Below are 23,618 nucleotides of genomic sequence, written 5' to 3' on the forward strand. Positions count from 1 at the left end.
CCCGATGACCGCCGACCACATCTACGCGACGGGCCTGCGCAACCAGTGGCACCCCGTCGTGCCGTCCTCGTTCGTCGCGCCCGGCGCCATGCGCAAGGTGACCGCGCTCGGCGAGCAGTGGCTCCTGTTCCGCCGCTCCGACGGCACGCTGTCCATGCTCGCGGACCGCTGCCCGCACCGCGGCGCGCCCCTGTCGCTCGGCAAGCACCTCGGCGACCGGGTGGCGTGCTGGTACCACGGCGTCGAGGTCGAGGGCGACGGCACCGTCTCCTCGGTGCCCGGCCTGCCCGGCTGCAACCTGGAGGGCAAGAAGCTCGTCAGGTCGCTGCCCGTGCGCGAGGTCGGCGGCGCGGTCCTGGCCTACTTCGGCGACGAAGAGCACCCGGAACCGGCCGAGTTGACGCTCCCGGAGCCGCTGACCGACCCCGGCACCGACGCGATCCTGTGCTACGCGGAGTGGGACGTGCCGTGGCGCTACGCCGTCGAGAACCTCCTCGACCCGATGCACGGTGCCTTCCTGCACCACGACTCGCACACCATGTTCGACGGTGACACGACGGCCAAGTTCCGCATCCGCGAGACCGACCGGGGCTACTTCTTCGAGAAGACCGACCAGCGGGGCGTCAACTTCGACTGGGTCGAGCTGTGCCAGACCGGCGTCGACTGGGTCGACCTGTCGATCCCGTACCCGCCGTCGGCCGGCCCCGGCGGCCCGTTCGGCATCGTCGGCATGGTCTGCCCCGTCGACGAGAAGCGCTGCGGCGTCTTCTTCTGGCGCTACCGCAGGGTCGAGGGCTGGCAGCGCGACACCTGGCGCTTCCTCTACAAGACCCTCATCGAGAAGCGCCACTGGGATGTGCTCGAACAGGACCGCGTGATGCTGGAGGCCATGCCGGCGGACGCCGACCAGCGCGAGAACCTCTACCAGCACGACCTGGGCGTGGTGCGCCTGCGCCGCATGTACCGGGCGGCCGCCGCGGAGCAGGCGTCCGCGTGAGTCTGAGAGCCCGCTGGGCCGGCGTCCTCAGCCTCCTGGTCATCGTCCTGATCAGCTACGTGGACCGGGTGAACGTCTCCGTCCTCATCACCGACGAGGCGTTCACCGACCACTTCGGCATCACCGGTGACCGGGTGGCTCAGGGCGCCCTGTCGACCGTCTTCCTCGTGGGTTACGGCATCGCGGCCTTCTTTCTCACCCCGTTCTACGAGACGACGCTCGGGGCGCGGCGCGGCCTGTTCGTGAGCGTGGCCCTGTGGTCGGTGATGACGCTGCTGTCGCCGTACGCCCTGGGCGCGCTCACGCTCACCGTCCTGCGTGCCCTGCTGGGCGCGGCCGAGGGGCCGCTGTTCTCGCTCAAGACGATGTACGTGCGCGAGCACTTCCCGCCGCACGAGGCGGGACGGCCGAACGCGGTCAGCTCGATGGGGGTGTCCCTGGGCACGGCCGCGGGCCTCCCCCTGATCACGTATCTCGTCTACCACTTCGACTGGCATACGTCGTTCCTCGCCCTGGCCGCGCTCAACGCGGTGATCGGCCTGCCGCTGATAGCCCTGTTCGTCCGTGGCCGGGGTGTGGCGGGGGCCCGCCGGTCCGGGTTCGGTACCACCCTCAAGGGCGCCCTGAGCATGCCGCGCCTGGCGCCGATCCTGCTCATCGAGATCGCCACGCTCGCGTATCTGTGGGGTTCGAGCGCCTGGCTGCCGACGTATCTGATCCAGGAGCGGCACTTCTCCCTGACCGCCATGGGCGCCGTGTCATCGCTGCCGTTCCTGATGTCGCTGGTGTCCGGGTTCCTCGGCGGGCTGCTGCTCGACCGGCTGCCGCGGCGGCTGCTCGCGCTGCCGTTCGTCGTCGGCTCGGCCGGCACGGCGGTCTGTGTCCTCCTCGTCGCCGGGGCGGACAGCGACGGGGCGGCGACGACGGGCCTGATCCTCGCGGGCGCGTTCTGGGGCCTGCAGGGTCCGGCGATCCCCACGCTGGTCCAGCACTGTGCGCCGGCCCGTTTCGTGGGCAGCGCGTACGGGGTGGTCAACGGGGTCGGCAACCTGGTCTCGGCGTTCATGCCGATGCTGATGGGCGTGGCCATCGCGGCGAGCGGCGGGCACGGCTTCGGCGCCGGGTTCACGCTGCTGGCCGGGGCGCAGTTGATCACGCTGGTGTGCGGGGCCTGGCTGCTCGCGCGGCCGGTTCAAGGCCCGTCGGGCGCAGGTGCGAAGTCCTCGACAGAGTGCTCCGACTTGGAGCACAGCGAGGCGAGTTGAGGCCGCCCGGCCGGGGAGATCCCGGCCGGGCATGCGTCGTTCGTCGTCCGGGTGTTCCGTTCCACACCCGCACGATCAGGTCGTGGTTGCGGGACTCCGCCCCGCCCACCGCATCCCTGCACACATAATGAGCCGATACATCGGAGGTATCGGCGCTCCAGACGGTGGCGCTCCAACCGAGGACAGGGAGGCCGCCATGGCTGTCACCGACGAGGCCATCGAGAAGATCAAGGGCATGATCGTCTCCGGCGCCCTGCGCCCGGGCGACCGGCTCCCCAAGGAGAGCGAACTCGCCGCCGACCTCGGCCTGTCCCGCAACTCCCTGCGCGAGGCCGTCCGCGCCCTGTCCCTCATCCGCATCCTCGACGTGCGGCAGGGCGACGGGACGTACGTCACAAGCCTCGACCCCCAACTCCTCCTCGAGGCCCTGAGTTTCGTCGTCGACTTCCACCGCGACGACACCGTCCTCGAATTCCTCGCGGTGCGTCGCATCCTGGAGCCGGCCGCGACCGCGATGGCCGCCACCCGGATCGACGAGGCACGGCTCGACGCGCTCGCGGCCCAGCTGGACGCGCTCGGAGCCGCGCCCTCGGTGGAGGAACTCGTCGCCTCCGACCTGGAGTTCCACCGCGGCATCGTGCAGAGCTCGGGCAACTCGGTCCTGTGCTCGCTCATCGACGGCCTGTCCGGCCCGACGACCCGTGCGCGCGTCTGGCGCGGGCTGACGCAGGAGGACGCGGTCAGCCGGACCCTGCACGAGCACCGGGCGATCCTGGCGGCGCTGCGCGACGGTGACGCGGAGGCGGCGCGGTCGTGGGCGACGGTGCACATCGCGAGCGTGGAGCAGTGGTTGCGCTCGACGCTCTGACACGGGTTCCGCTACGGGCGTGAAAGGGGAGTGCGAGGGCGGATCGCGGGGCAGTGATCCGGTCACTCCCCCCGCACAAGGGGGCTGCGGATGGCCCTCGCGGACGCCGTAAGGTGGGCAGGTACGCGATGGGGGTCCCCCCAGGCCACCAGGGCACTGGGGGAACGTCGGAAGGAGGCGCTGGGTGATCGAGCTCGAGGGGGTTCCCGAGCTGGTCGACCCGGTCATGGTGGCCGCGTTCGAAGGCTGGAACGATGCCGGTGACGCCGCCTCCGCCGCGGTCGCGCATCTCGACAAGGAGTGGAAGGGCGAGGTGTTCGCGGCGCTCGACGCCGAGGACTACTACGACTTCCAGGTCAACCGGCCGACGGTGTGGCTCGACGGCGGTGTGCGCAAGATCACCTGGCCGACGACCCGGCTCTCCGTGGTCAGGGTCGGCGGCGACAAGCCGCGCGACCTGGTCCTGGTCCGGGGCATCGAGCCGTCGATGCGGTGGCGTTCGTTCTGCAACGAGCTGCTCGGCTTCGCGCACGAGCTGGGCGTCGAACTGGTCGTCATCCTGGGCGCGCTGCTCGGCGACACCCCGCACACGCGGCCCGTGCCGGTCAGCGGCGTCACCTCCGACGCGGACCTGGCGCGCACCATGGACCTTGAGGAGACCAAGTACGAGGGTCCGACGGGCATCGTCGGCATCCTCCAGGAGGCCTGCACGCACGCGGGCGTCCCCGCGGTCTCCCTGTGGGCGGCGGTGCCGCACTACGTGTCGCAGCCGCCGAACCCGAAGGCGACGCTGGCCCTGCTCAACCGCCTGGAGGACCTGATCGACCTGCGCATCCCGCTGGGCGAGCTGGCCGAGGACTCCCGGGCGTGGCAGCTGGGCGTGGACCAGCTGGCGGCGGAGGACAGCGAGGTCGCCGAGTACGTGCAGTCGCTGGAGGAGGCCCGGGACACCGCGGAGCTTCCCGAGGCGTCCGGCGAGGCGATCGCCCGCGAGTTCGAGCGCTATCTGCGGCGCAGGGACGGCGGCGGCCCTCCGGGCGGTCCGGCCGGCCACGCGACGGACGCCGGCGACACGGCGTCGTACCTGCGGGACACCCCGAGCGAGCGCACCCGGCCGCCGCGGCCCCAGCGCCCCGATCCGGGCACGGAAGGCCCCGGCGGGACGGGCGACACGGACACGTCCGCCGACTCCGGGGACGATTCCTCCGAGGACTCGCCGGAGTAGGACGAAGACGGCTCAGCAGGGGCGGTGCACACATGGTGTGCACCGCCCCTTCGCTGTGCGCCTGCCCTCGCACGGGCAAACGTGACCGCCCCCGAACTCCGTGGAATTCGAGGGCGGTCGAGGGATGTGTGCCCCGGGACCGGGCCCGGGACCGAGGCGTCTAGAGCGCCACTCCGAGCAGGGCGTCGACCGCGCGGGACACCACGCCGGGCGCCCCCTCGTCCGTGCCGCCCCGCTCCGTCTGAAGCGCGGCCCAGCGGTCCACCGCGAGCAGCGCGGACGGTGCGTCGAGGTCGTTCGACAGCGCCTCGCGGATCTCCACGACGAGCGCCTCGGCGGCCGGACCGTCGGGGCGGGACACGGCGGCACGCCACCGGCCGAGCCGCTCGACGGCGTCGCTCAGGACCTGGTCGGTCCACTCCCAGTCGGCCCGGTAGTGGTGCGCGAGGAGCGCGAGACGGATCGCGGCCGGGTCGACCCCGTCGCGCCGCAGCTTCGAGACGAAGACGAGGTTGCCCTTGGACTTGGACATCTTCTCGCCGTCGAGCGCGACCATGCCGGCGTGGACGTACGCCTTGGCCATCGGGAACTCGCCGGTGAGTACCTGCGCGTGCGAGGCGCCCATCTCGTGGTGCGGAAAGGCCAGATCGGACCCTCCGCCCTGCACGTCGAAGCCCATGCCCAGGTGGTCGAGGGCGATGGCGACGCACTCGATGTGCCAGCCGGGCCGGCCGCGGCCCAGCGAGCCGCCGTCCCAGCTCGGCTCGCCCTCGCGGGCGGCCATCCACAGCATCGGGTCGAGCGGGTTCTTCTTGCCCGGGCGGTCCGGGTCACCGCCCCGCTCGGCGGACAGCAGCCGCATCGCCGCGGCGTCCAGGCGCGAGACCTGGCCGAACCGGGGGTCGGACTCGACGGAGAAGTAGACGTCGCCCTCGAGCTCGTAGGCGGCGCCCATGTCCCGGAGCCGTTCGACGAGCGGCACGATGCCGGGTATCGCCTCGACGGCTCCGATGTAGTGCTGCGGCGGCAGCATCCGCAGGGCGGTCATGTCCTCGCGGAAGAGGGCGGTCTCGCGCTCCGCGAGTCCGGTCCAGTCGACGCCGTCACGAATCGCGCGCTCGAGCAGCGGATCGTCGACGTCCGTCACGTTCTGGACGTAGTGAACCTGCCGCTTGGTGTCGAGCCACACGCGCTGGACGAGGTCGAACGCGTTGTAGGTCGCCGCGTGACCCATATGGGTCGCGTCGTACGGGGTGATCCCACAGACGTAGATACGGGCGACGGGACCGGGCTCGAGGGTGACGAGGCCATCGGTCGCGGTGTCGTGGATCCTCAGGTCGCGGCCCTTGCCAGGCAGGACGGGGACCTCAGAAGCGGGCCAGGCATGCATGCCATGAGCCTAACCGGACGGAGCTTCCGCATACGAACCGGACCGGGTCCGATGGCCGGGAAGGCCCTCTTGCGGTCCGCTCGGGTGCCATGTCAGGCCTCGACGGTGGCACGGATGGCGCCCGAGAGTCCGAAGTGGCGGATGCCATACAGCAGATGGGCTCGGAGCCCCGTCACGAAGTACGTCCACCCCTGAGTCTGCCCGACGGCCCGCGCGGCGCCCTCCAGGCTCTGCCCCATGGGCTGCTCGGTGATCGTGAGAAGGGTGGCCGCGCCGTCGTCGGCCCGCTCCAGCTCGATGGTCACGTCTCCCCCGGGCCAGCTCCACGAGATCAGCCGGTCCGTCTCCACGGGCCCGATCTCGACGTCGAACGTCGCGTCGACATGGCCGAAACGCCAGGTCACCGTGGTGTTGGGGATCAGCGGGGCGGAGGCGTCAGCCGTGAAGAAGCTGGACAGCCCCTCCGGGCTCACGATGGAGTTGAACACGTCTTTCACGGGCCGGTCGATCCGGTCCTCGACGATCAGTTTCACGGCGTGGCCTCCGTTCCAGGGATCCCCTGAGGATCTCTTCGAACGTAGCCGCAGCCACGGACATGCGCCCCCGGACGCGGACCGCAGAGCTCGGACGGGCCGGCTCACACAGGCGGCCAGGGGATGGCCGGCCACTCCCCGCTCGGCTCCCGGTGCTTCCCGGTCGTGAGCATCGCGTCGACCCGTGCGCGTACGGCGTCCAGCTCGGCCTCGGTGATCAGCTCCGCGAGCCGCAGCGCGAGGGGTTTCCCGGCCTCCAGGGCGCCCGTGAGCGCCTTCAGGGCCTCGGTCGCCTCTCCGGTCAGGGGCTCCCCCGCCCAGCCCCACAGGAGCGTGCGCAGCTTGTCCTCGGTGTTGAAGGAGACGCCGTGGTCGATGCCGAACAGGCGCCCCTCGGCGTCGACCAGGAGGTGGCCGCCCTTGCGGTCGCCGTTGTTGATCACCGCGTCCAGCACGGCGAGGCGCCGCAGCCGTACGTCGTCGGCGTGCACGAGCAGCGCCGTGCGCCCCTCTCCGACCTCCGCGAACCCGACGGCCTTCCACCCGTCGGACGGCTCCTCACCCTCCACGAGAGCGAGCAGCTCAGCACCCTCGGCGGGCTCCTCGGCCCGGTCGATCCAGAGCTGGCACATGCCTTCGCCGTACGGCCCGTCGCGCAGCACGGTCGGCGGTACGAGGCTCCAGCCGAGGGCCTCGGAGACCTCGTAGGCGGCGACCTCGCGCCGGGCGAGGTTGCCGTCGGGGAAGTCCCACAGGGGGCGCTCGCCGGCGACGGGCTTGTACACGCACGACGCCTCTCGGCCCGCGTGGGTGACCGTGCACAGGAGCACCGCGTTCGACGCCTCACGGATGCGCCCCTGGACCGCCAGCTCGCCCCTGGTGAGGAGGTCCGTGTCCGAGACGGTCACGCTCCTCGCCGGTATCCGTTCTGACGCGGGCATACGTGTCCCTCCGGGTCGAGCGGCAGACTGCACAGGGGGCACGGCGGACGCCCCGCGTTCACGACGTCCAGGGCGCGCTTGGCGAACGCGCGCGCCTGTACGCCGGTGAGCCGGACCCGCAGCATCGGGGGGCCGTTCTCCTCGTCCTGGAGCAGCCGTTCCTCGGCCTCCGCGAGGTCCTCGTCGGAGTCCGCGTCGAGCTCGACGAGCGCCTGCGCCTCGACGATCATCCGCTCCTCCTCGCCGTCCCAGGCGAGGGCCATCGTGCCGACCCGGAACTCCTCGTCGACGGGCGCCTCGAGAGGCGCGGTGTCGTGGATCTCCGTGGGCACGACGGCGGGCACCGGCGCGTTCCCGCCGCTGCGGCGCACGACCTCGTCGAGGAGCTCGTCCATGCGCTCGGCGAGGGCGGCGACCTGGGTCTTCTCCAGGGCCACACTCGTCACACGGGCGCCGGCCGAGGCCTGGAGGAAGAAGGTCCGGCGCCCGGGGAGCCCGACCGTGCCGGCCACGAAGCGCTCCGGGGGGTCGTAGAGGAACACCTGACGGGACACGTCCTGTCTCCATTGGAATCGACTGCTGGGACCGACTGCTTGATCGGGCGCGGCAACAACTGCAGTTACTGCGACGGCTTCACCCTACTGCGGCGGACGATCACGGGGCGCCCGCACCGCCCCCGACCGGGGCGTCCCCCTCGGCCGGCTTCTCGCGCGGGGCGAGCGACGCGAAGTCGCCGGTGTCGCCGAGGCGGACGAGATAGGGGCGGAGCCGGGTGTAACGGATCGCCGTGACCGAGCAGGGCTCCACGGAGATGCGCTGGAAGAGGTCCAGATGAAGCCCTATGGCGTCCGCGACGAGCGACTTGATGATGTCGCCGTGGGAGCACATCAGATAGGCGGCGCCCGGGCCGTGGTCGCGCTCCACGCGCGCGTTCCACTCGCGTACGGCCTCCGCGGCCCGGTGCTGCATGGCCCGCATGGATTCGCCGCCGGGGAACGCGGCGGCCGACGGGTGCTGCTGCACGACCTCCATCAGCGGGTCGTCGACGAGTTCGGCGAGCTTGCGGCCCGACCAGTCGCCGTAGTGGCACTCGCCGATGCGGTCGTCGGTGTGCGGGGTGAGTTCCGGGCGGGCGGCGAGCAGCGGGGCCAGGGTCTCCTGACAGCGCTGGAGGGGGCTCGTGACGATCTCGGCGAGGGGCACCGCGGCCAGCCGCTCCGGCAGCGCGGCGGCCTGTGCGGCGCCGCGCTCGTCGAGGGAGACACCGGGGGTCCACCCGGCGAGCAGGCCCGCGGTGTTGGCGGTGGAGCGTCCGTGCCGGACGAGGATCAGCGTGGGCATGCGGGCCAGCCTAGGCCCAGTGCAACGTGCGGCCCGGGCACCCCCTGGGAAGAATACGAAGCGTGATCGTCGACTGCGGCATCTACCGGGACGGGCGCAGGACCGAGGGGCCCGCTGACTTCTCCGACGCGCTCGCCGAGGCCAGGGCCGAGGGCCACTCCTTCGTCTGGATCGGCCTGTACGAGCCGTCGGAGGCCGAGTTCGAGCGGGTCAGCGCCGAGTTCGGGCTGCATCCCCTGGCCGTCGAGGACGCACTCAAGGCTCATCAGCGGCCGAAGCTGGAGGTGTACGACGACTCCGTCTTCGTGGTCCTCAAGCCGGTCGTGTACGAGACGGACAGCGGCAAGGTCACCTCCGGTGAGATCATGCTCTTCATGGGCGACTCCTTCGTGGTCACCGTCCGGCACGGCGAGGGCGCACCCCTGAAGGTCGTACGTAAGCGGCTCGAAGCCGACCCCGACGTGCTGCGGCACGGCCCCACCGCGGTCCTGTACTCGATCGCCGACGCGACCGTCGACCACTACCTGGAGGTCGCGACCGAGCTCCAGACCGACATGGAGGGGCTGGAGGCGGAGGTGTTCTCGCCGGAGGGGGGCGGCTCGCGCAACACGGCGTCCAGGATCTACACGTTCAAGCGCCAGATCCTGGAGTTCCGCCGGGCCACGGGCCCGCTGATGCTCCCGCTCGCCCGGCTTTCCGGAACCGGCCAGTACGTGGGATCCGTGCCCTTCGTGAACGACTCGGCGCGGCCGTTCTTCCGTGACGTCAGCGACCACCTCCTGCGCGTCAACGAGTCGGTGGACGCCCTCGACCGGCTCGTCTCGGACATCCTGTCGGCGCACCTGGCACAGATGGGCGTGCGGCAGAACGACGACATGCGCAAGATCTCGGCGTACGCCGCCATGGCCGCGGTCCCGACCCTGATCGCCGGCATCTACGGCATGAACTTCGACCACATGCCGGAGCTGCACTGGATGTGGTCGTATCCGCTGGTGATCCTTCTGATGCTCTCCCTGGAACTTCTGCTGTTCCGGACGTTCAAGCGGCGCGGCTGGCTGTAGCGCGCACCTCCCGCGGGGGCCTAGGCGAACTCGACCGCGCTCGCCGCGGGCCCGCCCAGCGCGTTGCGCCGCTCCGGCATCTCCAGGGACACCATCCGCCGCCAGCCGACCAGGCGTTCGTACGCGTACACGGCGTGGATGCCGACCGCGAGCAGGGCCGCCTTGGGCTTCGGCCAGCGCAGGATGTGCCCCATGTGCTCCGTGACGGCGAGGCTGACGTCGCGGTAGACGCGGATCTCCTCCAGGGCGCACTCGCGCAGGATGCGCTGGATGTCGCGGCCGTGGCCCGCGTACGCGAAGCGCAGCAGCTCCTCGTGGCAGTACGCGAGGTGGTTGTCCTCGTCGGCCGAGATCATCTTCACCGCGCGGCCGATGTCGGGGTCGTCCGCGAAGTACTTGCGCAGCAGGTCCATCTGCTCGGAGGCCCGCTGCTCGGTGACCCGGCTGTGGGCGAGATACGTGACGACGTCCCGCACGGTGAGCGGATCGTCGGCCTTGAGCTGCTGGTGCGCGAGGCCGATGCCGTGCTTCTCCAGGAGCATCGTGTAGTCGGTCTCCGGCGGTACGTCCACGGGTTGCAGGCCGCGCTTCTTCATCAGTGCGTTGAAGATCCGGCCGTGCTTGTCCTCGTCCGCGCCGTGCCGCGCCACCTTGGGCGCGAGGTCCCGCTCGCTGAGGGGGACGAGCGCGGCGATTCGGCCGTTCTCCCAGCCTCCCTGCGACTCCCCGCTCGCCGCGATGGAGCAGAAGAGCCGGAAAGACTCGTCGTCGTCGAGGATCTCCTGGAACAGACTCTTGGCCGACAGCATCTCTGGCACCTCCGTGCGCGCCGCGCGTCCGTGCGGGGTTCCGCCGAAAACGAGTCAAATACGGCATGCCGGACCGGGCAACAGCTGTGTGGGGCCACTCGGCCGAAGGAAGGACCCCGAGAGAGGGTCCCTAGGCGTAACCAGGTGCCCGATGAGACGTTGTTACCCGTGACGGCCGTGGCGGGGAAGACCCCCGAGCCCCCACCACGGCCGCAGAACTTTCCTCTCCCCGCGGTTACGCCAGTCCGGCCCGTCCCAGGGCCTCGGTGCCGGCCCGCAGGGCCGCGAGCCGCTCGTCGAGCGTGAAGCCGGCCGGGGCCAGCGTCAGGGTCGTCACCCCGGCAGCCGCGTAGGCCTGCATCCGCTCGGCGATCCGCTCCACGGAGCCGAGCAGCGTCGTCGAGTCGATCAGCTGGTGCGGCACCGCGGCCCCCGCACCCTCCTTGTCGCCGCCCAGGTACTTGTCCTGGATCTCGGCGGCTTCCTTCTCGTAGCCCATGCGCTGGGCGAGCTGGTTGTAGAAGTTCTGCTTCCGGCTGCCCATGCCGCCGACGTACAGGGCGGTGTACGGGCGGAACATGTCGGCGAGCGCGGGCACGTCCTTGTCGGCGCCGAGCGCGAGGGGCAGCGTCGGGACGACGTCGAAGCCCTCCAGGGTCTTGCCGGCCTTCTCGCGCCCCGCCCGCAGGTGCGTCAGGGCGGTCTCCTCCAGGTGCTCGGCGGCCGGGAAGATCAGCAGGGCGCCGTCGGCGATCTCGCCGGTCTGCTCCAGGTTCTTCGGGCCGATCGCCGCGATGTAGAGCGGGATGTGCTCGCGCTGCGGGTGCACGGTCATCTTGAGCGGCTTGCCCGGGCCGCCCGGCAGCGGCAGCGTCCAGTGCTCGCCCTCGTACGACAGCCGCTCGCGGCTCATCGCGCGGCGCACGATGTCGACGTATTCGCGGGTGCGGGCGAGCGGCTTGTCGAACTTCACGCCGTACCAGCCCTCGGAGACCTGCGGGCCGGAGACACCGAGGCCCAGGCGGAAGCGGCCGCCGGACAGGGAGTCGAGGGTCGCGGCCGTCATCGCGGTCATCGCGGGCTGGCGGGCGGGGATCTGCATGATGGCGGAGCCGATGTCGATGCGCTCGGTCTGCGCGGCGACGTAGGAGAGCACCGTGGGCGCGTCCGAGCCGTAGGCCTCCGCGGCCCAGCAGACTGCGTAGCCGAGCTTGTCGGCCTCCCGCGCGACGGCCAGGTTGTCCGCGTCCATTCCGGCGCCCCAGTAACCGAGGTTGATGCCGAGCTCCATGGCCGATCCCCTTACTGATCAGTAACGTCCTTTGTCCGGGCACCCTAGCGCGCCGGTTCGGGGGTCGGCAGAGGCCGGTTGTCCACAGGCCCCCAATAACCGACTTCCGGCCAGTAATCTCAGCGCCCATGGAGCAGAGGCATCTCGGCCGCACCGGCCTGCGCGTGTCCCGGATCGGGCTCGGCACCCTCACATGGGGCCGCGACACCGACGAGCACGACGCCGCGGACCTGTTGAAGACCTTCTGGGAGGCGGGCGGCACACTCGTCGACACGGCCGATGTCTACGGGGGCGGGGAGGCCGAGTATCTCCTCGGGCAGCTCGTCGAGGGCCTCGTGCCGCGGCGCGATCTGGTCATCGCGACGAAGGCGGGCAGCGTGCCCGACCCGGACCGCCGCTTCGACGGCTCGCGCGCCCATCTCCTCTCCGCCCTCGACGCGTCCCTCGCCCGCCTCGGCACGGACTACGTCGACCTGTGGCAGGTCCACGCCTTCGACCCGGCCACCCCGCTCGACGAGACGCTCCAGGCTCTCGACATCGCGGTGAGCAGCGGCCGCGCCCGGTACGCCGGCGTCTCCAACTTCTGCGGCTGGCAGCTCGCCAAGGCCGGCACGTGGCAGCTGGCCGCACCGGGGATACGCACCCGGCTCGCCAGTACGCAGATGGAGTACTCCCTGCTCCAGCGCGGGGTCGAACGGGAGGTCCTGCCCGCAGCGCGCGACCTCGGTATCGGTCTGCTCCCGTCGTCGCCGCTCGGCCGCGGGGTCCTCACCGGCAAGTACCGCAACGCCACACCTGCCGACTCGCGGGGCGCGTCCGACCACATGGCGCCCTTCGTCGCGCCCTACCTCGACGACGCCGCGGCCCGCATCGTCGACGCGGTCACCACGGCGGCGGACGGCCTCGCGGTGACGCCGCTCCAGGTCGCCCTCGCCTGGATCCGCGACCGGCCCGGGGTGGCCGCCCCCATCATCGGCGCGCGCAACTCGCAGCAGCTCACGGCGGCATTGTCAGTGGAGGCCCTTAGTCTTCCTGACGAGATCTGCCAGGCGCTCGACGACGTGTCGGCGCCCGTGCACCGCTATCCCGATCAGGACTGGAGCACGCTGTGAGTACGGAGCCCGCTGCCGCGGAGGGCCACCCGGGCCCGGCCGACACCGACGCGCCCCGCGCCGGGCAAGGCGCGGAGGCCACCGGCCCCGAGGAAGGGGCCGGCACCCCTGATCCGGCCGAGACGGACGAGGGCGCCGGTGCCGCCGCCGGTCAGGACGGAGCCGCCGCCGAAGGCGAGGGTGAGTCCGAGGCCGCTGCCGAGATCGCCGCGCAGCGGGAGTTGCAGGAGCGGATCGCCCAGCGGAAGGCGGCCAAGGAAGGGCCCATCGCGGCCGGGGGGAAGCTGAGCGGTACGGCCGCCGATCTCCTCGCCGCGGTCCGGGCCGTCGAGAGCGGTGAGCGGCCCGCCGCCGTGTTCAGCGAGCCGGCACCGGCTCCCCGCAAGGTCGTCGCCGAGCCCGTCCGCCGTGCGCCGGCCGCCGCGCCCTCGGGGCCTGCCGAACCGGCCGCGGAGGCCGTCGACGCCGTGCGGGCCCTCCTGGCCGAGGGCGGCGCCCCCACCTCGCTGTCCGCACCTGCCGCCGCGACGCTCGGCGAGGGCGCGGACCGCGCGCTCCGGGACGACCCGTGGCAGCTTCTGCGGATCCCGGGCGTGCGCCCCGAGCAGGCGGACGGCTTCGCCCGCGCGCTGCTCGGCGCCGAGTGCGGCCCCGACGACGAGCGCAGGGGCCGTGCCGTCACCGTATGGCTGCTGGAACAGGCCGCGGTCGCGGGGCACACCGCCCTGGACGCGCCTCTGCTCGCGGAGGCGCTCGGCAAGCGCGCCGTGCCCGACCCGGACGAGGCGGTGCAGAGCGCCATCGCGGAGGGCGACGCGCTCGTCTTCCAGGACGCGCTGGAAGAGCCGCCCGGTGGGCCCGCTCGCGCCCCGGAGAGCACCCAGGAGACCTCAGCGCAGGACGGCCCGGAGGACGGCTCGCAGGACGGCGACGAAGCCGAGCGGCCGGTCCGGGTGCTCGTCGGCCTCGAGCGGTACGCGCTGGCCGAGGAGAGCCTCGCCGACGGGCTCGCCCGGATGGTCAACTCCCTTTCCAAGGAAGACAGTTCGCAGGCCCTCGCGGACTGGGAGCCGGTCGCCGCGGCGGCCGGCGGTTCCACCGCCGAGCTGATCAGGGCGGCCGCCGGACACGGCCTCGTCCTGCACACGGGCGCCGAGGCGGCCCGCGCCGAGCCCGCCGCACTCGTCCAGGCCGCGACGCGCCTCGGCCTGCGCGTGTGCGCCGCGGCGCACAGCGTCGACGGGCGGCGCCGCCTCGCCGAGCACTTCGGCCCCGACGCCCCGGAGGGCACCGCGGTCACCGTGTCCGGCCTGCTGTCCGGCACCGAGGGCCCTGGCCGGGACCGGGACGGCGCGCTCGCGGTGGACCTGCTGGTGGTCCTGGACGCGCCGCAGCTCGACGTGGAGACGGCCGCGATGCTCGCCGAGTCGCTCCCGGACGGCGCGCGGCTCGTCCTCAGCGGTGACCCGTCCGTCCTGTGGTCCGCGGGCCCCGGCCGGGTCTTCGCGGATCTCCTCGCGGCCCGCGTGTGCCCCCAGATCGCCTCCCGCACCCCGGACCCCGGCCCGGTCGGCGAGCTGGTCTCCGGCATCGGCGTGGGCGAGCTGAACGAGGTGGCGGCCCCCGGCAAGGAAGTGGTGATCGTGCCGGTGCGCGACGCCGCCGAGGCGATCCATCGGGCCGTACAGCTGGTCGCCGACTCGGTGCCGCGGGCGATCGGCGTGCCCTCCGAGCAGACCCAGGTCATCACCCCCGGCCACGGGGGCGCCGCCGGGACACGCGCGCTGAACGCGGCCCTCAAGGAGCGCCTCAACCCCGGCCCCGGCCGCTTCGGCGGCTTCGACCCGGGCGACCGGATCGCGTACGTACCGGCCCCTGGCCGCACGGTGCCCGGCCGGGTGGTGCGGGCCGACGCGGAGGGCCTGCACCTGGACTGCGCCGGGACCCCGGTCGTCGTACCGCAGGACGCGGTGGAGCGGACCGTGCGGCACGGGTGGGCGCTGACCGCGCACCAGGCGGTGGGGCTGCGGTGGCCCGCGGCGGTGGTCGTGCTGCCGGGCGACGCGACGCAGGCGCTGAGCCGCCCGTGGGTGTACACGGCGTTCGGCCGCGGTGAGCGGCACCTCTCGGTGGTGCACGGCGCGGACGCGGCCCTGCCGCGCGCCGTGGCCGAGGTCCCGGCCAAGCCGCGTACGACGCGACTGCAGACCCTGCTGCGCGCGCAGGTCCCGCCGACGCAGTAGACACACAGCGGCAAGCGTGAGGGGCGGGCGGACCGAAGTCCACCCGCCCCTCACTCGCTCGCTCACACCGTCACCGGCCGTGTCAGGTCGGTTCCAGCTCGTCCTCCGTGGCGCCCGCGACCGCGTCGGGCTCGTCGTCCGCTAGGTCGCCGTCCAGCTCGTCGTCGAAGACGGAGCTGACGTCGAAGCGGCAGACGACCCGCTGCGGATCGGCCTGGTCGAACGGCGCGTCCAGCCACTCCCCCGGCTCCGCCGGTTCGTCCGAGGCCGTCACCCACAGCGTGGAGTCGCCCTCCTCCAGGCCGAACTCCTTGTGCCGGGAAGCGATTTCGTCGGGTTCGAACTCGCCGAAGAGGACACCGAGGGCAGCGTGCACGCTGTTCCCGATGGTCCCGACGGCCGCCGCGGCGCCGTCGCCGAGGTCCGAGTCGGCCTCCACGTCGGCGACCCGCTGGGCCTGCGCGAGCAGTCGCTGCGGCTCCACCACGGCGTAGTCGCGGCGGATGAGCACGCTCAGGGCGTTCGGCTCCTCGGGGCCGGTGTACGGGGGCAGCGAGTCCTCCGTACCGGGAATCTCGAACGGGGTGACCTCGTCGTAGCGGTCGTAGAGGAGCTCGTCGTACTCCTCGGCCGCCGCGGCCAGTTCGTTGAACGCTTCGTAGACGGCCGGATCGTCCTCACCCGACCTGCGCTCGACAGCCGCCAGGTGGCGGTCGAGCGCAGCCTTGACCGCCTCGGCGGCGGCGCGTACCTCGGCAGCGGTGGGCTGCGCAGCATCAGACATAGAGCAGACGCTATCCGTACACAGCCCGTGCCCGCACAATAGATGCGATGCCGGAATACGAATTTGTCGACGTGTACGTCCCTCGCGGGGTCTCCCGCAAGGACGCCACACGCCTGCTGACCGACCATGCCGAGTACGGACACTGGGAGTTGGACCGCCTGAGCCTGCTGCGCGACGGCAGCCGCAGAGTGCGGTTGCGCCGGCGGATCATCCGCCAGCTGCGCGCCACGTGGTGAGTGAACGGAGCGGGCCCCGTCGCTACTGGGCCCGCTCCGTTCCGCACCTTCTCAGTCACGCCGCGTCACGCGGCGGTCACACGCCTGCCCGCGCCCGCCGGTAGAGAAGCGCGCCCGCGAGCAGGGCACCCGCACTGGCCGGCAGGACGGTACCCAGCGGCATCGAGCTGCCGGTCTCGGCGAGCTGCTCCGAACCCTTGGGCTGGGTGACCGTCTGCGGCCCCGGGTGGTTCGGGGTGCTGGGGTGGCTCGGCTTCGACGGCGTGACGGGGTGGCTCGGCTTCGACGGCGTGACGGGGTGGTGGGGCGTGCCCGGCACGGTCTTCGTCGGCGGCTTGGTAGGCGGGGTCGTCGGCTCGCCGCCTCCCGGCGAGTTCGCGCAGTCGTTGCCCCCTGCGGGGTTGAGAAGCCCGATGACCGAGACGCTGTTGCCGCAGGCGTTGACCGGCACGTGGACCGGGACCTGCACATGGTTGCCGGAGCCGACACCGGGCGAATCGCTCGTGCCCCCCTCGGCCGTGGCGCCGCCGCCGTGATGGTGGCTCCCACCGGGGTGGCCGCCGCCCGGCTTCGACGTGTTGGCACAGTCGTTGCCCGACGAGGGGTTGAGCAACCCGACGACGTTCACTGTGTTGCCGCACGCATTGACCGGGATGTCCACGGGGAGCTGGATCGTGTTGCCGGAGAGGACGCCGGGCGATCCCGACGAGCCCCCCTCGGCACCGGAGTCTGCGTGGGCGTAGCCACCGGACACGGCGAGTACGCCGGTCGCGGCCGCCACGGTGATCAGGCCTTTGCGCGTGACCTGTCGCATAGCTTTAACCTGCCTTATGCCTTGCGGAATGCGCACGGGCATCCATACACGTGCGCGGAATACCCAATCGGCCCCGGAGCGCATGGCGCGCACTCCGGGGCCGACGGACTCAGGCCCTCAAGGGGCGATGCACAACAGCGTCACTTGTTGACGCAGGCGTTGCCGAAGGTGGGGTTCAGCAGCCCGATCACGGACACCGTGTTGCCACAGGCGTTCACCGGGATGTGGACCGGAACCTGGATGACGTTGCCCGAGATCACACCGGGAGACTTCACGGCGGCACCCTGGGCACCGGAGTCGGCAGCAGCGATGCCCGCACCAGCGAGCACGAGACCACCCGTGGCAGCCGCAGCAGCGACGACCTTCTTGATCATTATTCCTCCTTGTTGGCAATGCAGTCCCAGCCGCGGACCGCACCTCCTGTAACGAGGAGGGACTGATGAGGCTACGAGCCTATGTTTCCTTTCACTCTTTCCAGTCCAGTGCGTACGCGCAGTCGAATACCGGCGGCGCGGTCCCGCCGGATCAGGACGCGTCGATGAACCGGTCGAGCACACGCACACCGAACTTGAGCCCGTCGACCGGAACCCGCTCGTCGACGCCGTGGAACATGCCTGCGAAGTCCAGCTCCGGCGGCAGCTTCAGGGGGGCGAAGCCGAACCCGCGGATACCGAGGTCGTCGAAGGACTTGGCGTCGGTGCCGGCGGAGAGCATGTACGGCACCGCGCGGGCGATCGGGTCCTCGGCCTGGAGCGCCGTCTGCATGGCGTCGACGAGCGCACCGTCGAAGGTGGTCTCCAAGGCCTTGTCCGCGTGTACGTCCTCGCGCTTCACGTTCGGGCCGAGGATGCGGTCCAGGTCGGCGAGGAACTCCTCCTCGTAGCCCGGCAGATAGCGGCCGTCGACGTGCGCGGTGGCCTGCCCTGGGATCACGTTCACCTTGTAGCCGGCGCCGAGTTGGGTCGGGTTCGCGGTGTTCTGCAGCGAGGCGCCGATCAGCTTGGCGATGCCGCCGAGCTTGGCGAGCGTCTCGTCCATGTTCTCCGGGTCGAGCTCGGTACCGAGCGCGTCGCCGAGCTCGTCGAGGAAGTGCCGCAGCGTCTTGGTCACCCGCACCGGGAACTTGTGCCGCCCCAGGCGCCCGACGGCCTCGGACAGCTCGGTGATCGCGTTGTCCCTGTGGATCATCGAACCGTGGCCGGCGGTGCCGTCCACGGTCAGCTTCATCCAGTGCATGCCCTTCTGGGCCGTCTCGACGAGGTAGAGCCGTAGCTTCTCGTTGACGGTGAAGGAGAACCCGCCGACCTCGCTGATCGCCTCCGTGCACCCCTCGAAGAGGTCCGGGTGCTTGTCGACGAGGTGCCGCGCGCCGTACGTGCCACCCGCCTCCTCGTCGGCGAGGAAGGCCAGGACGATGTCGCGCGGGGGCTTGCGGCCGCTACGCAGCCGGTCGCGGACGACCGCGAGGGTCATCGCGTCCATGTCCTTCATGTCGACGGCCCCGCGACCCCAGACACACCCGTCGGCGATCTCGCCGGAGAACGGGTGATGGGTCCAGTCCGCCGCGTTGGCCGGTACGACGTCGGTGTGGCCGTGGATCAGGAGCGCGGGCCGCGAGGGGTCCTCGCCCTGGATGCGGGCGACCGTGGAGGCCCGGCCCGGGTGCGACTCGAAGATCTTGGGCTCGAGGCCCACCTCGGCGAGCTTCTCCGCCACGTACTCGGCGGCCTTGCGCTCGCCGGGGCCCGAGTGGTCGCCGTAGTTGCTGGTGTCGATCTGGATCAGCTCACGACAGAGGTCGACGACCTCGTCCTCGCCCGAGACCGTCCTGCCCGTGCTCGACTCGCTCACGCCTGTTCCTCCCACTGTCGTTGCTGGTGGTCCCCCTCATCCTCCCTCTCCGGAGGCCGCGGCCCAAGGGCGGGCGGGGGTCGTCATCCGCCGTTCACAGCGAAGAGGTGGCGGGATCGGGTACCCCTTCGGGCCTGGTAATGTTCTCTCTGTCGCCGCGGGGAACACCCCGCGAAGACAGACACCTTGTCCGGGTGGCGGAATGGCAGACGCGCTAGCTTGAGGTGCTAGTGCCCTTTATCGGGCGTGGGGGTTCAAGTCCCCCCTCGGACACTTCAAGAAGTACATGTTTGAGAGGGCCGCGATGTGACCATCGCGGTCCTCTTTTTCATGTCCAGGGTGATGGCGAGCCTGAACGCTTCGTAGAGCGGCCGCTTGCGGTCCGGGGCCGAGGCGGGCAGTCGGCCGGTGAGCACACCCAGAGCTCTGATCATGCCCTCACAGGGGTCTCGCCAGCCTCGATGCCCCGCTCAGGCGGCGGTCGTCGGCTGTTCCGAGGAGCGTCGCAGCAGGGCGATGGCCGATCCGACGAAGGGGTGCCGAGCGCGCTCTCCAGGTTCTTCAGCCGGTAGCTGGCGGTGGACGGCGTGATGAACACGGCGGAGGTGCCCAGCGAGAGACTGTGCGCCTCCGCGATGGCGCGGAGGCGCAGGTCGGACAGTTCGTAACGCACGGCTTCTCCGTCCCGTGAGCTTGGCGACGCCGGGCCGTCGGACAGGCTCCGTGTGTGATCGACGCCTCGTGCCGGGCGGCCCACGGTGCGTATACAGGGCACGGAACCGGTGCGTCTCAGCCGACGGCACCCGGTGTGTCATGTGGCTGCGGTGCGCCGGTCGAAGACGAGGGGGCGGGCCGCGCGCAGTGCCGTGGTGAGGGCGCCGCGCAGGACCGCGTCGTCACCGGCCGTGCTGGCCTCGACGCGGGGGCGCAGCGGGGTGAGGCGGTGCAAGGTGTCGGCCACGGTCGTCAGAAGGAGGTCGGCGCCGCGGCCCACTCCCCCGCCGAGCACCACGAGATCGGGGTCGAGGACTGCGGTCACGGAGGCGACGGCGAGGGCGAGGCGCTCGCCTTCCTGGCGTACGGCGGCCAGGGCGGCACTGTCGCCGGTGCGGGCGGCGTCGAAGACACGCTTGGCGGTGAGAGGTCCGGTCATGCCCAGGGTGCGGGCGGCGCGGACGACGGCGTCGGCGGAGACCGCGTCCTCCAGCATGCCGCGCCGGGGGGCCGCCCCCGATGCCGGGACACCGTCCAGCGGCAGGAAGCCGATCTCGCCCGCGGCGCCGTGCGCGCCGAGGAAGAGTTCACCGTCGGCGACGACGCCCATGCCGAGCCCGGTGCCGATCAGGACGTACACGAACAGATGACTGTCGGCGCCCGCGCCGAAGGTGTACTCGCCGAGCGCGGCGAGGTTGGCGTCGTTGTGGACGGAGAGCGGGGTGCCGAGCCGGTCGCGCATGCGCTCGACGAGGCCGGGGCGGCCCCAGCCGGGCAGGTTGACGGCGTAGCGGACCCGGCCGGTGTGGCGGTCGAGGACGCCGGGGGTGCCGACGGCGGTGTGCACGATGTCGGCCTGGCTCAACCCGGCTTCCGCGAGCGCCTGTTCGGCGCAGGCGACGGCGGCGTCGGCGACCGCTCCCGCGCTGCGGCCCCGGTTGCGTAACTCCGTACGGGAGACGATCTCGCCCGCCAGGTCGGCCACCGCCGTGCGCAGCCGGGCGCGGCCGATGTCGATGCCGAGGACGTGTCCGGCACTCGGGTCGGGTTCGTAAAGGACGGCGACGCGTCCCCTGCTCTGGGCGTGAGTACCTGCCTCGCGGACCAGGCCCGCGCGTTCCAGAGCGGCGAGGGCGGAGGAGACGGTGGGCTTGGACAGGCCGCTGTCGCGGGCGAGTTGGGCGCGGGAGGCGGGCCCTTCCAGGCGCAGGCGCTCGAGGAGCAGCCATTCGTTGTTGCTGCGCAGGCGCCGGCGGTTCCAGGGGGGCGTGGTCACCGGGCGCCCTCGGGCGGGGCGGTGACGTGGCAGGCCGCCGTGTGGCCCTCGGCGACCGGCTGCAGGCGCGGGGTGACGTGGTGGCACTGGTCGACGGCGAGCGGGCAGCGGGTGCGGAAGCGGCAGCTGGGGGTGGGGTCGATGACGACGGGCGGGTCGGTCTTGGCTGCGGCCGCGTCGACGTCGAGGGGGGCGCGCGGATCGGGGACGGCGGACAGGAGCAGCTCGGTGTAGGGGTGGCGGGGGTGGGCCAGGACGTCCTCGGTGGGGCCGGTCTCGACGATGTGACCGCCGTACATGACGGCGATCCGGTCGGAGAGATAGCGGGCGCCCGCGATGTCGTGGGTGATGTAGAGGATGGAGACGCCCTCGGTCTCGCGCAGGTCGGCCATGACGTTGAGCAGGCCGATGCGGATGGAGACGTCGAGCATGGAGACGGGTTCGTCGGCGAGGATCAGTTTGGGGCGGTGGGCGAGGGCCTGGGCGAAACCGATGCGCTGGCGCTGGCCGCCGGAGAGTTCGTACGGGAAGCGGGAGAGGACCTCGGTAGCGGGGGTGAGGCCGACGGCCTCGACGACCCGCTCGGCCTCCGCCTGGCGCTCGGCGCCGCTCAGTTCGGGGCGGTGCAGCTTGAGGCCGCGCAGGATGCCGTGGGAGACACGGTAGGCGGGGTTGAGGGAGGCGAAGGGGTCCTGGAAGACCATGGGGACGTCGCCGCGGTAGGCGAGCTTGGCCCTGCGGCCGCGCTGGGCGGTCAACAGCTGTCCCTGGTACCGGATTTCGCCGCGGGTGGGCTTGTGGACCTGGGCGACGAGGCGGGCGAGCGTGGACTTGCCGCTCCCGCTCTCGCCGACGAGGGCGACGATCTCGCGTTCGCCGATGGCGAGGTCGACGTCGTCGACGGCGTGCAGGACGCTGCGGGTGAGCCCGGTGCCGACCTTGAAGTGGCGGGTGAGGCCGATCGTTTCGAGGAGAGGGCTCATGAGGCGGCCTCCGTGAGGTGCAGCAGGCAGCGGGAGCGGGCCGCGCCCACTTCGTACAGGGCGGGCTCGCTGACGTGGCACCGCTCGTGGACGAGGGGGCAGCGCGGGGTGAAGCGGCAGCCGGCCGGGGGCGCGGCGAGGTCGGGCGGGCTGCCGGGGATGCCGTGCAGCGGGACGCGGGGGCCGCGGATCGAGGGAAACGCTTCGAGGAGGCCGCGGCTGTAGGGGTGGGAGGGGTGGTCGAAGACGGTGCGGGTGGGGCCCTGCTCGACGACCTGGCCCGCGTACATGACGAGGAGCTGGTCGGAGAAGTGGCTCACCAGGGACATGTCGTGGGTGACGAACACGACGGCGAAACCGAGGAGCTGCTGGAGTTCCTTGATCTGGACCATGAGGGAGCGCTGGGCGACGACGTCGAGCGCGGAGGTCGGCTCGTCCATGATGACCAGGTCCGGGGTGAGCACCAGCGCCATGGCGATCATGGCGCGTTGGCGCATGCCTCCGGAGAGCTGGTGCGGGTAGCTGTGCAGATGGACCGGGTCGATGCCGACGAGGTCGAGGACCTCGGTGGAGCGGGCGCGGATCTCCTCGTTCGTGTAAGTCCCGTGGGCGGCCATGGCGTCCTTGTACTGGGCGGCGAGGGTGGCCACCGGGTTCAGTGCGTTCATGGCGGACTGCAGGACGACGGAGTAGTCGCGCCAGCGCAGGGTGTTGAGTTCGCGTTCGCCGAGGGTGACGAGGTTCTCGCCGCGGAAGCGGACAGCGCCGCCGGCGATGCGGGCGGGCGGGTTGAGCAGCTGCGCGACGGCGAACATCAGGGTGGATTTGCCGCAGCCGGATTCACCGACGACAGCGGTGAACTGCCCCTTTTCCACGGCGAGTTCGACGTGATCGACGGCCGTGACCGGGCCGCGCGCGGTGTCGTAGACGACGGTCAGGTCAGTGACACTCAGCAGGGGTTCAGGCACCTTTGCGCCTCCTTCGTACGGGACGCAGGGCCGGGTTGCCGATCTCGTCGAAGGCGTAGTTGACGAGGGCGAACGCGACGCCGAGCAGGGCGACGCAGAGGCCGGGGGCGATGGACCACAGCGGGGTGCCGGTCTGCAGTGCCTGCTGGTTCTGGGCCCAGTAGAGCATCGTGCCCCAGCTCTGCGAGTTCGGGTCGCCGAGGCCGAGGAACTGCAGGCCGGCCGCGCTCAGCACCGAATAGAGCGCGGCGCCGAGGAAGTTGGCGACGATCAGGGACGTCATCGTCGGCAGGACTTCGAAGACGATGATGTACGAGCGTCGCTCGCCGCGTACTCGGGCCGACTCCAGGAAGTCCCGGTTGCGCAACGACAAGGCCTGGGCGCGCAGTTGGTTGGCGCCGTAGGACCAGCCGGTGAAGACGAGGACGGCGAGGATCACGGTGAGCGAGCCCTTGCCGGCGTACTTGGCGAGGATGATCACCAGGGGGAAGGCGGGGATGACGAGGACCACGTTCGTCAGCAGGGACAGGAGGTCGTCGGCAATGCCTCCGAGGTACGCGGCGGAGACGCCGATGATCACGGACAGGACGGTGGCGAGCGCGCCGGCCACGACGGCGATGACGAGCGATTCCCGTGTGCCGTGGACGAGTTGGGAGTAGATGTCCTGGCCGAGCGCCGTGGTGCCGAGGAGATGGGCGGTGGACGGGTCGAGGCGCGGGGCGAAGTTCGCCTCGTCGGGGTGGTCGACGGAGGTGAACAGGCTCGGGAACGCGGCGACGACGGTGAAGATCAGCAGGATCACCGCACCGGCCATGGCCTTACGGTTGCCGCGGACCGCCCTCCACAGGCCGCCTCCCGCCCGGGTGCGGGCGGAGGCCTTCTCGGGAGGTGGGGCGGTGATGGCGGTGGTGGTCAT

At 71.6% G+C, this 23,618-nt stretch carries 23 protein-coding genes and 1 tRNA gene; 9 read left to right on the forward strand and 15 right to left on the reverse strand.

Annotated features, from left to right (window positions below):
- Positions 1-4: 4 nt before the first annotated feature.
- The 4 genes from ACWFR4_RS11055 (at position 5) to ACWFR4_RS11070 (ending at position 4,355) form a co-directional block, all read left to right on the forward strand.
- A complete protein-coding gene (locus ACWFR4_RS11055) occupies positions 5-997 on the forward strand; it encodes a Rieske 2Fe-2S domain-containing protein (RefSeq protein ID WP_453461705.1) in 993 nt (330 codons plus the stop codon).
- Positions 994-2,262, forward strand: a complete 1,269-nt coding sequence (locus ACWFR4_RS11060; protein WP_453652006.1) for an MFS transporter — start codon at positions 994-996, stop codon at positions 2,260-2,262. Before ACWFR4_RS11055 ends, ACWFR4_RS11060 begins: the two co-directional genes overlap by 4 nt.
- 196 nt (positions 2,263-2,458) lie before the next feature.
- Positions 2,459-3,130 (forward strand): FadR/GntR family transcriptional regulator, encoded by a 672-nt coding sequence (locus tag ACWFR4_RS11065; RefSeq protein WP_453461710.1) that lies wholly within the window; start codon positions 2,459-2,461, stop codon positions 3,128-3,130.
- A gap of 184 nt (positions 3,131-3,314) precedes the next feature.
- Positions 3,315-4,355 (forward strand): PAC2 family protein, encoded by a 1,041-nt coding sequence (locus ACWFR4_RS11070; RefSeq protein ID WP_453461713.1) that lies wholly within the window; start codon positions 3,315-3,317, stop codon positions 4,353-4,355.
- A 160-nt stretch (positions 4,356-4,515) separates the two neighbouring features.
- Here ACWFR4_RS11070 and mshC read toward each other — a convergent pair whose 3' ends face one another.
- From mshC to ACWFR4_RS11095, 5 genes are all read right to left on the reverse strand, one after another.
- Positions 4,516-5,745: a cysteine--1-D-myo-inosityl 2-amino-2-deoxy-alpha-D-glucopyranoside ligase gene (gene mshC / locus ACWFR4_RS11075; protein ID WP_453652008.1), complete on the reverse strand. Its 1,230-nt coding sequence runs from the start codon at positions 5,743-5,745 to the stop codon at positions 4,516-4,518.
- A gap of 92 nt (positions 5,746-5,837) precedes the next feature.
- Positions 5,838-6,278 (reverse strand): SRPBCC domain-containing protein, encoded by a 441-nt coding sequence (locus ACWFR4_RS11080; RefSeq protein WP_453468093.1) that lies wholly within the window; start codon positions 6,276-6,278, stop codon positions 5,838-5,840.
- 104 nt (positions 6,279-6,382) lie between these two features.
- The gene (locus tag ACWFR4_RS11085; RefSeq protein ID WP_453652010.1) at positions 6,383-7,219 is read right to left on the reverse strand and encodes an SCO1664 family protein; all 837 of its coding nucleotides are present in this window, start codon (positions 7,217-7,219) and stop codon (positions 6,383-6,385) included.
- On the reverse strand, positions 7,183-7,773 hold the full coding sequence (locus ACWFR4_RS11090) for a DUF3090 domain-containing protein (RefSeq protein WP_266566185.1): 591 nt from the start codon (positions 7,771-7,773) through the stop codon (positions 7,183-7,185). The genes ACWFR4_RS11085 and ACWFR4_RS11090 overlap by 37 nt, the downstream gene beginning before the upstream one ends.
- Positions 7,774-7,873: 100 nt before the next feature.
- Positions 7,874-8,560 (reverse strand): histidine phosphatase family protein, encoded by a 687-nt coding sequence (locus ACWFR4_RS11095; RefSeq protein WP_453652012.1) that lies wholly within the window; start codon positions 8,558-8,560, stop codon positions 7,874-7,876.
- Between the two features lie 62 nt (positions 8,561-8,622).
- Here ACWFR4_RS11095 and corA point away from each other — a divergent pair, with 62 nt between their 5' ends.
- A complete protein-coding gene (gene corA, locus ACWFR4_RS11100) occupies positions 8,623-9,621 on the forward strand; it encodes a magnesium/cobalt transporter CorA (protein WP_453468091.1) in 999 nt (332 codons plus the stop codon).
- A 20-nt stretch (positions 9,622-9,641) separates the two neighbouring features.
- Here corA and ACWFR4_RS11105 read toward each other — a convergent pair whose 3' ends face one another.
- Together ACWFR4_RS11105 and ACWFR4_RS11110 are read right to left on the reverse strand one after the other, a co-directional pair.
- Positions 9,642-10,430 carry a ferritin-like domain-containing protein gene (locus ACWFR4_RS11105; protein WP_453652014.1) on the reverse strand — a complete coding sequence of 263 codons (789 nt, stop codon included), beginning with the start codon at positions 10,428-10,430 and terminating at the stop codon, positions 9,642-9,644.
- Positions 10,431-10,665: 235 nt separating this feature from the next.
- On the reverse strand, positions 10,666-11,721 hold the full coding sequence (locus ACWFR4_RS11110; RefSeq protein WP_453652016.1) for an LLM class F420-dependent oxidoreductase: 1,056 nt from the start codon (positions 11,719-11,721) through the stop codon (positions 10,666-10,668).
- A gap of 128 nt (positions 11,722-11,849) precedes the next feature.
- Here ACWFR4_RS11110 and ACWFR4_RS11115 point away from each other — a divergent pair, with 128 nt between their 5' ends.
- Together ACWFR4_RS11115 and ACWFR4_RS11120 are read left to right on the forward strand one after the other, a co-directional pair.
- The gene (locus ACWFR4_RS11115) at positions 11,850-12,833 is read left to right on the forward strand and encodes an aldo/keto reductase (RefSeq protein WP_453468088.1); all 984 of its coding nucleotides are present in this window, start codon (positions 11,850-11,852) and stop codon (positions 12,831-12,833) included.
- Positions 12,830-15,076: a helix-hairpin-helix domain-containing protein gene (locus ACWFR4_RS11120; protein ID WP_453652018.1), complete on the forward strand. Its 2,247-nt coding sequence runs from the start codon at positions 12,830-12,832 to the stop codon at positions 15,074-15,076. Before ACWFR4_RS11115 ends, ACWFR4_RS11120 begins: the two co-directional genes overlap by 4 nt.
- A gap of 82 nt (positions 15,077-15,158) precedes the next feature.
- Here ACWFR4_RS11120 and ACWFR4_RS11125 read toward each other — a convergent pair whose 3' ends face one another.
- Positions 15,159-15,860 carry a hypothetical protein gene (locus ACWFR4_RS11125; RefSeq protein ID WP_453468086.1) on the reverse strand — a complete coding sequence of 234 codons (702 nt, stop codon included), beginning with the start codon at positions 15,858-15,860 and terminating at the stop codon, positions 15,159-15,161.
- A gap of 47 nt (positions 15,861-15,907) precedes the next feature.
- On the opposite strand from ACWFR4_RS11125, the gene ACWFR4_RS11130 reads away from it, so the two are divergent.
- Complete coding sequence (locus ACWFR4_RS11130) at positions 15,908-16,096, forward strand: DUF5703 family protein (protein WP_067429589.1); 189 nt, start codon at positions 15,908-15,910, stop codon at positions 16,094-16,096.
- Between the two features lie 76 nt (positions 16,097-16,172).
- Here the strand turns inward: ACWFR4_RS11130 and ACWFR4_RS11135 are convergent, their stop codons facing one another.
- The 3 genes from ACWFR4_RS11135 to ACWFR4_RS11145 form a co-directional block, all read right to left on the reverse strand.
- The gene (locus tag ACWFR4_RS11135) at positions 16,173-16,910 is read right to left on the reverse strand and encodes a chaplin family protein (RefSeq protein WP_453456776.1); all 738 of its coding nucleotides are present in this window, start codon (positions 16,908-16,910) and stop codon (positions 16,173-16,175) included.
- 140 nt (positions 16,911-17,050) lie between these two features.
- A complete protein-coding gene (locus ACWFR4_RS11140; RefSeq protein ID WP_376539378.1) occupies positions 17,051-17,284 on the reverse strand; it encodes a chaplin in 234 nt (77 codons plus the stop codon).
- Positions 17,285-17,435: 151 nt separating this feature from the next.
- A complete protein-coding gene (locus ACWFR4_RS11145) occupies positions 17,436-18,761 on the reverse strand; it encodes a M20/M25/M40 family metallo-hydrolase (protein WP_376257120.1) in 1,326 nt (441 codons plus the stop codon).
- A 188-nt stretch (positions 18,762-18,949) separates the two neighbouring features.
- Between ACWFR4_RS11145 and ACWFR4_RS11150 the strand changes: the two genes are divergently transcribed.
- Positions 18,950-19,034 (forward strand) — tRNA-Leu (locus tag ACWFR4_RS11150).
- Positions 19,035-19,572: 538 nt separating this feature from the next.
- Here the strand turns inward: ACWFR4_RS11150 and ACWFR4_RS11155 are convergent.
- The 4 genes from ACWFR4_RS11155 to ACWFR4_RS11170 are packed head-to-tail and all read right to left on the reverse strand — an operon-like array spanning position 19,573 to position 23,618.
- Positions 19,573-20,751 (reverse strand): ROK family protein, encoded by a 1,179-nt coding sequence (locus ACWFR4_RS11155; protein ID WP_453456773.1) that lies wholly within the window; start codon positions 20,749-20,751, stop codon positions 19,573-19,575.
- On the reverse strand, positions 20,748-21,734 hold the full coding sequence (locus ACWFR4_RS11160) for an ABC transporter ATP-binding protein (protein ID WP_453652020.1): 987 nt from the start codon (positions 21,732-21,734) through the stop codon (positions 20,748-20,750). Before ACWFR4_RS11160 ends, ACWFR4_RS11155 begins: the two co-directional genes overlap by 4 nt.
- Positions 21,731-22,702 (reverse strand): ABC transporter ATP-binding protein, encoded by a 972-nt coding sequence (locus ACWFR4_RS11165; protein ID WP_453652022.1) that lies wholly within the window; start codon positions 22,700-22,702, stop codon positions 21,731-21,733. The genes ACWFR4_RS11160 and ACWFR4_RS11165 overlap by 4 nt, the downstream gene beginning before the upstream one ends.
- The gene (locus ACWFR4_RS11170) at positions 22,695-23,618 is read right to left on the reverse strand and encodes an ABC transporter permease (RefSeq protein ID WP_453652024.1); all 924 of its coding nucleotides are present in this window, start codon (positions 23,616-23,618) and stop codon (positions 22,695-22,697) included. The genes ACWFR4_RS11165 and ACWFR4_RS11170 overlap by 8 nt, the downstream gene beginning before the upstream one ends.

It is taken from the genome of Streptomyces sp. NPDC055140, from assembly GCF_053607285.1.

Bases quoted from the DNA above. Each gene is read 5' to 3' on its own strand.
- ACWFR4_RS11105 (WP_453652014.1), bottom strand. From the start codon at position 10,430: ATGCTGTCGGCCAAGAGTCTGTTCCAGGAGATCCTCGACGACGACGAG.
- ACWFR4_RS11055 (WP_453461705.1), top strand. From the start codon at position 5: ATGACCGCCGACCACATCTACGCGACGGGCCTGCGCAACCAGTGGCAC.
- ACWFR4_RS11095 (WP_453652012.1), bottom strand. From the start codon at position 8,560: ATGCCCACGCTGATCCTCGTCCGGCACGGACGCTCCACCGCCAACACC.
- ACWFR4_RS11085 (WP_453652010.1), bottom strand. From the start codon at position 7,219: ATGCCCGCGTCAGAACGGATACCGGCGAGGAGCGTGACCGTCTCGGAC.
- ACWFR4_RS11160 (WP_453652020.1), bottom strand. From the start codon at position 21,734: ATGAGCCCTCTCCTCGAAACGATCGGCCTCACCCGCCACTTCAAGGTC.
- ACWFR4_RS11135 (WP_453456776.1), bottom strand. From the start codon at position 16,910: ATGCGACAGGTCACGCGCAAAGGCCTGATCACCGTGGCGGCCGCGACC.
- ACWFR4_RS11065 (WP_453461710.1), top strand. From the start codon at position 2,459: ATGGCTGTCACCGACGAGGCCATCGAGAAGATCAAGGGCATGATCGTC.
- ACWFR4_RS11110 (WP_453652016.1), bottom strand. From the start codon at position 11,721: ATGGAGCTCGGCATCAACCTCGGTTACTGGGGCGCCGGAATGGACGCG.
- ACWFR4_RS11130 (WP_067429589.1), top strand. From the start codon at position 15,908: ATGCCGGAATACGAATTTGTCGACGTGTACGTCCCTCGCGGGGTCTCC.
- ACWFR4_RS11125 (WP_453468086.1), bottom strand. From the start codon at position 15,860: ATGTCTGATGCTGCGCAGCCCACCGCTGCCGAGGTACGCGCCGCCGCC.
- ACWFR4_RS11115 (WP_453468088.1), top strand. From the start codon at position 11,850: ATGGAGCAGAGGCATCTCGGCCGCACCGGCCTGCGCGTGTCCCGGATC.
- mshC (WP_453652008.1), bottom strand. From the start codon at position 5,745: ATGCATGCCTGGCCCGCTTCTGAGGTCCCCGTCCTGCCTGGCAAGGGC.
- ACWFR4_RS11140 (WP_376539378.1), bottom strand. From the start codon at position 17,284: ATGATCAAGAAGGTCGTCGCTGCTGCGGCTGCCACGGGTGGTCTCGTG.
- ACWFR4_RS11170 (WP_453652024.1), bottom strand. From the start codon at position 23,618: ATGACCACCACCGCCATCACCGCCCCACCTCCCGAGAAGGCCTCCGCC.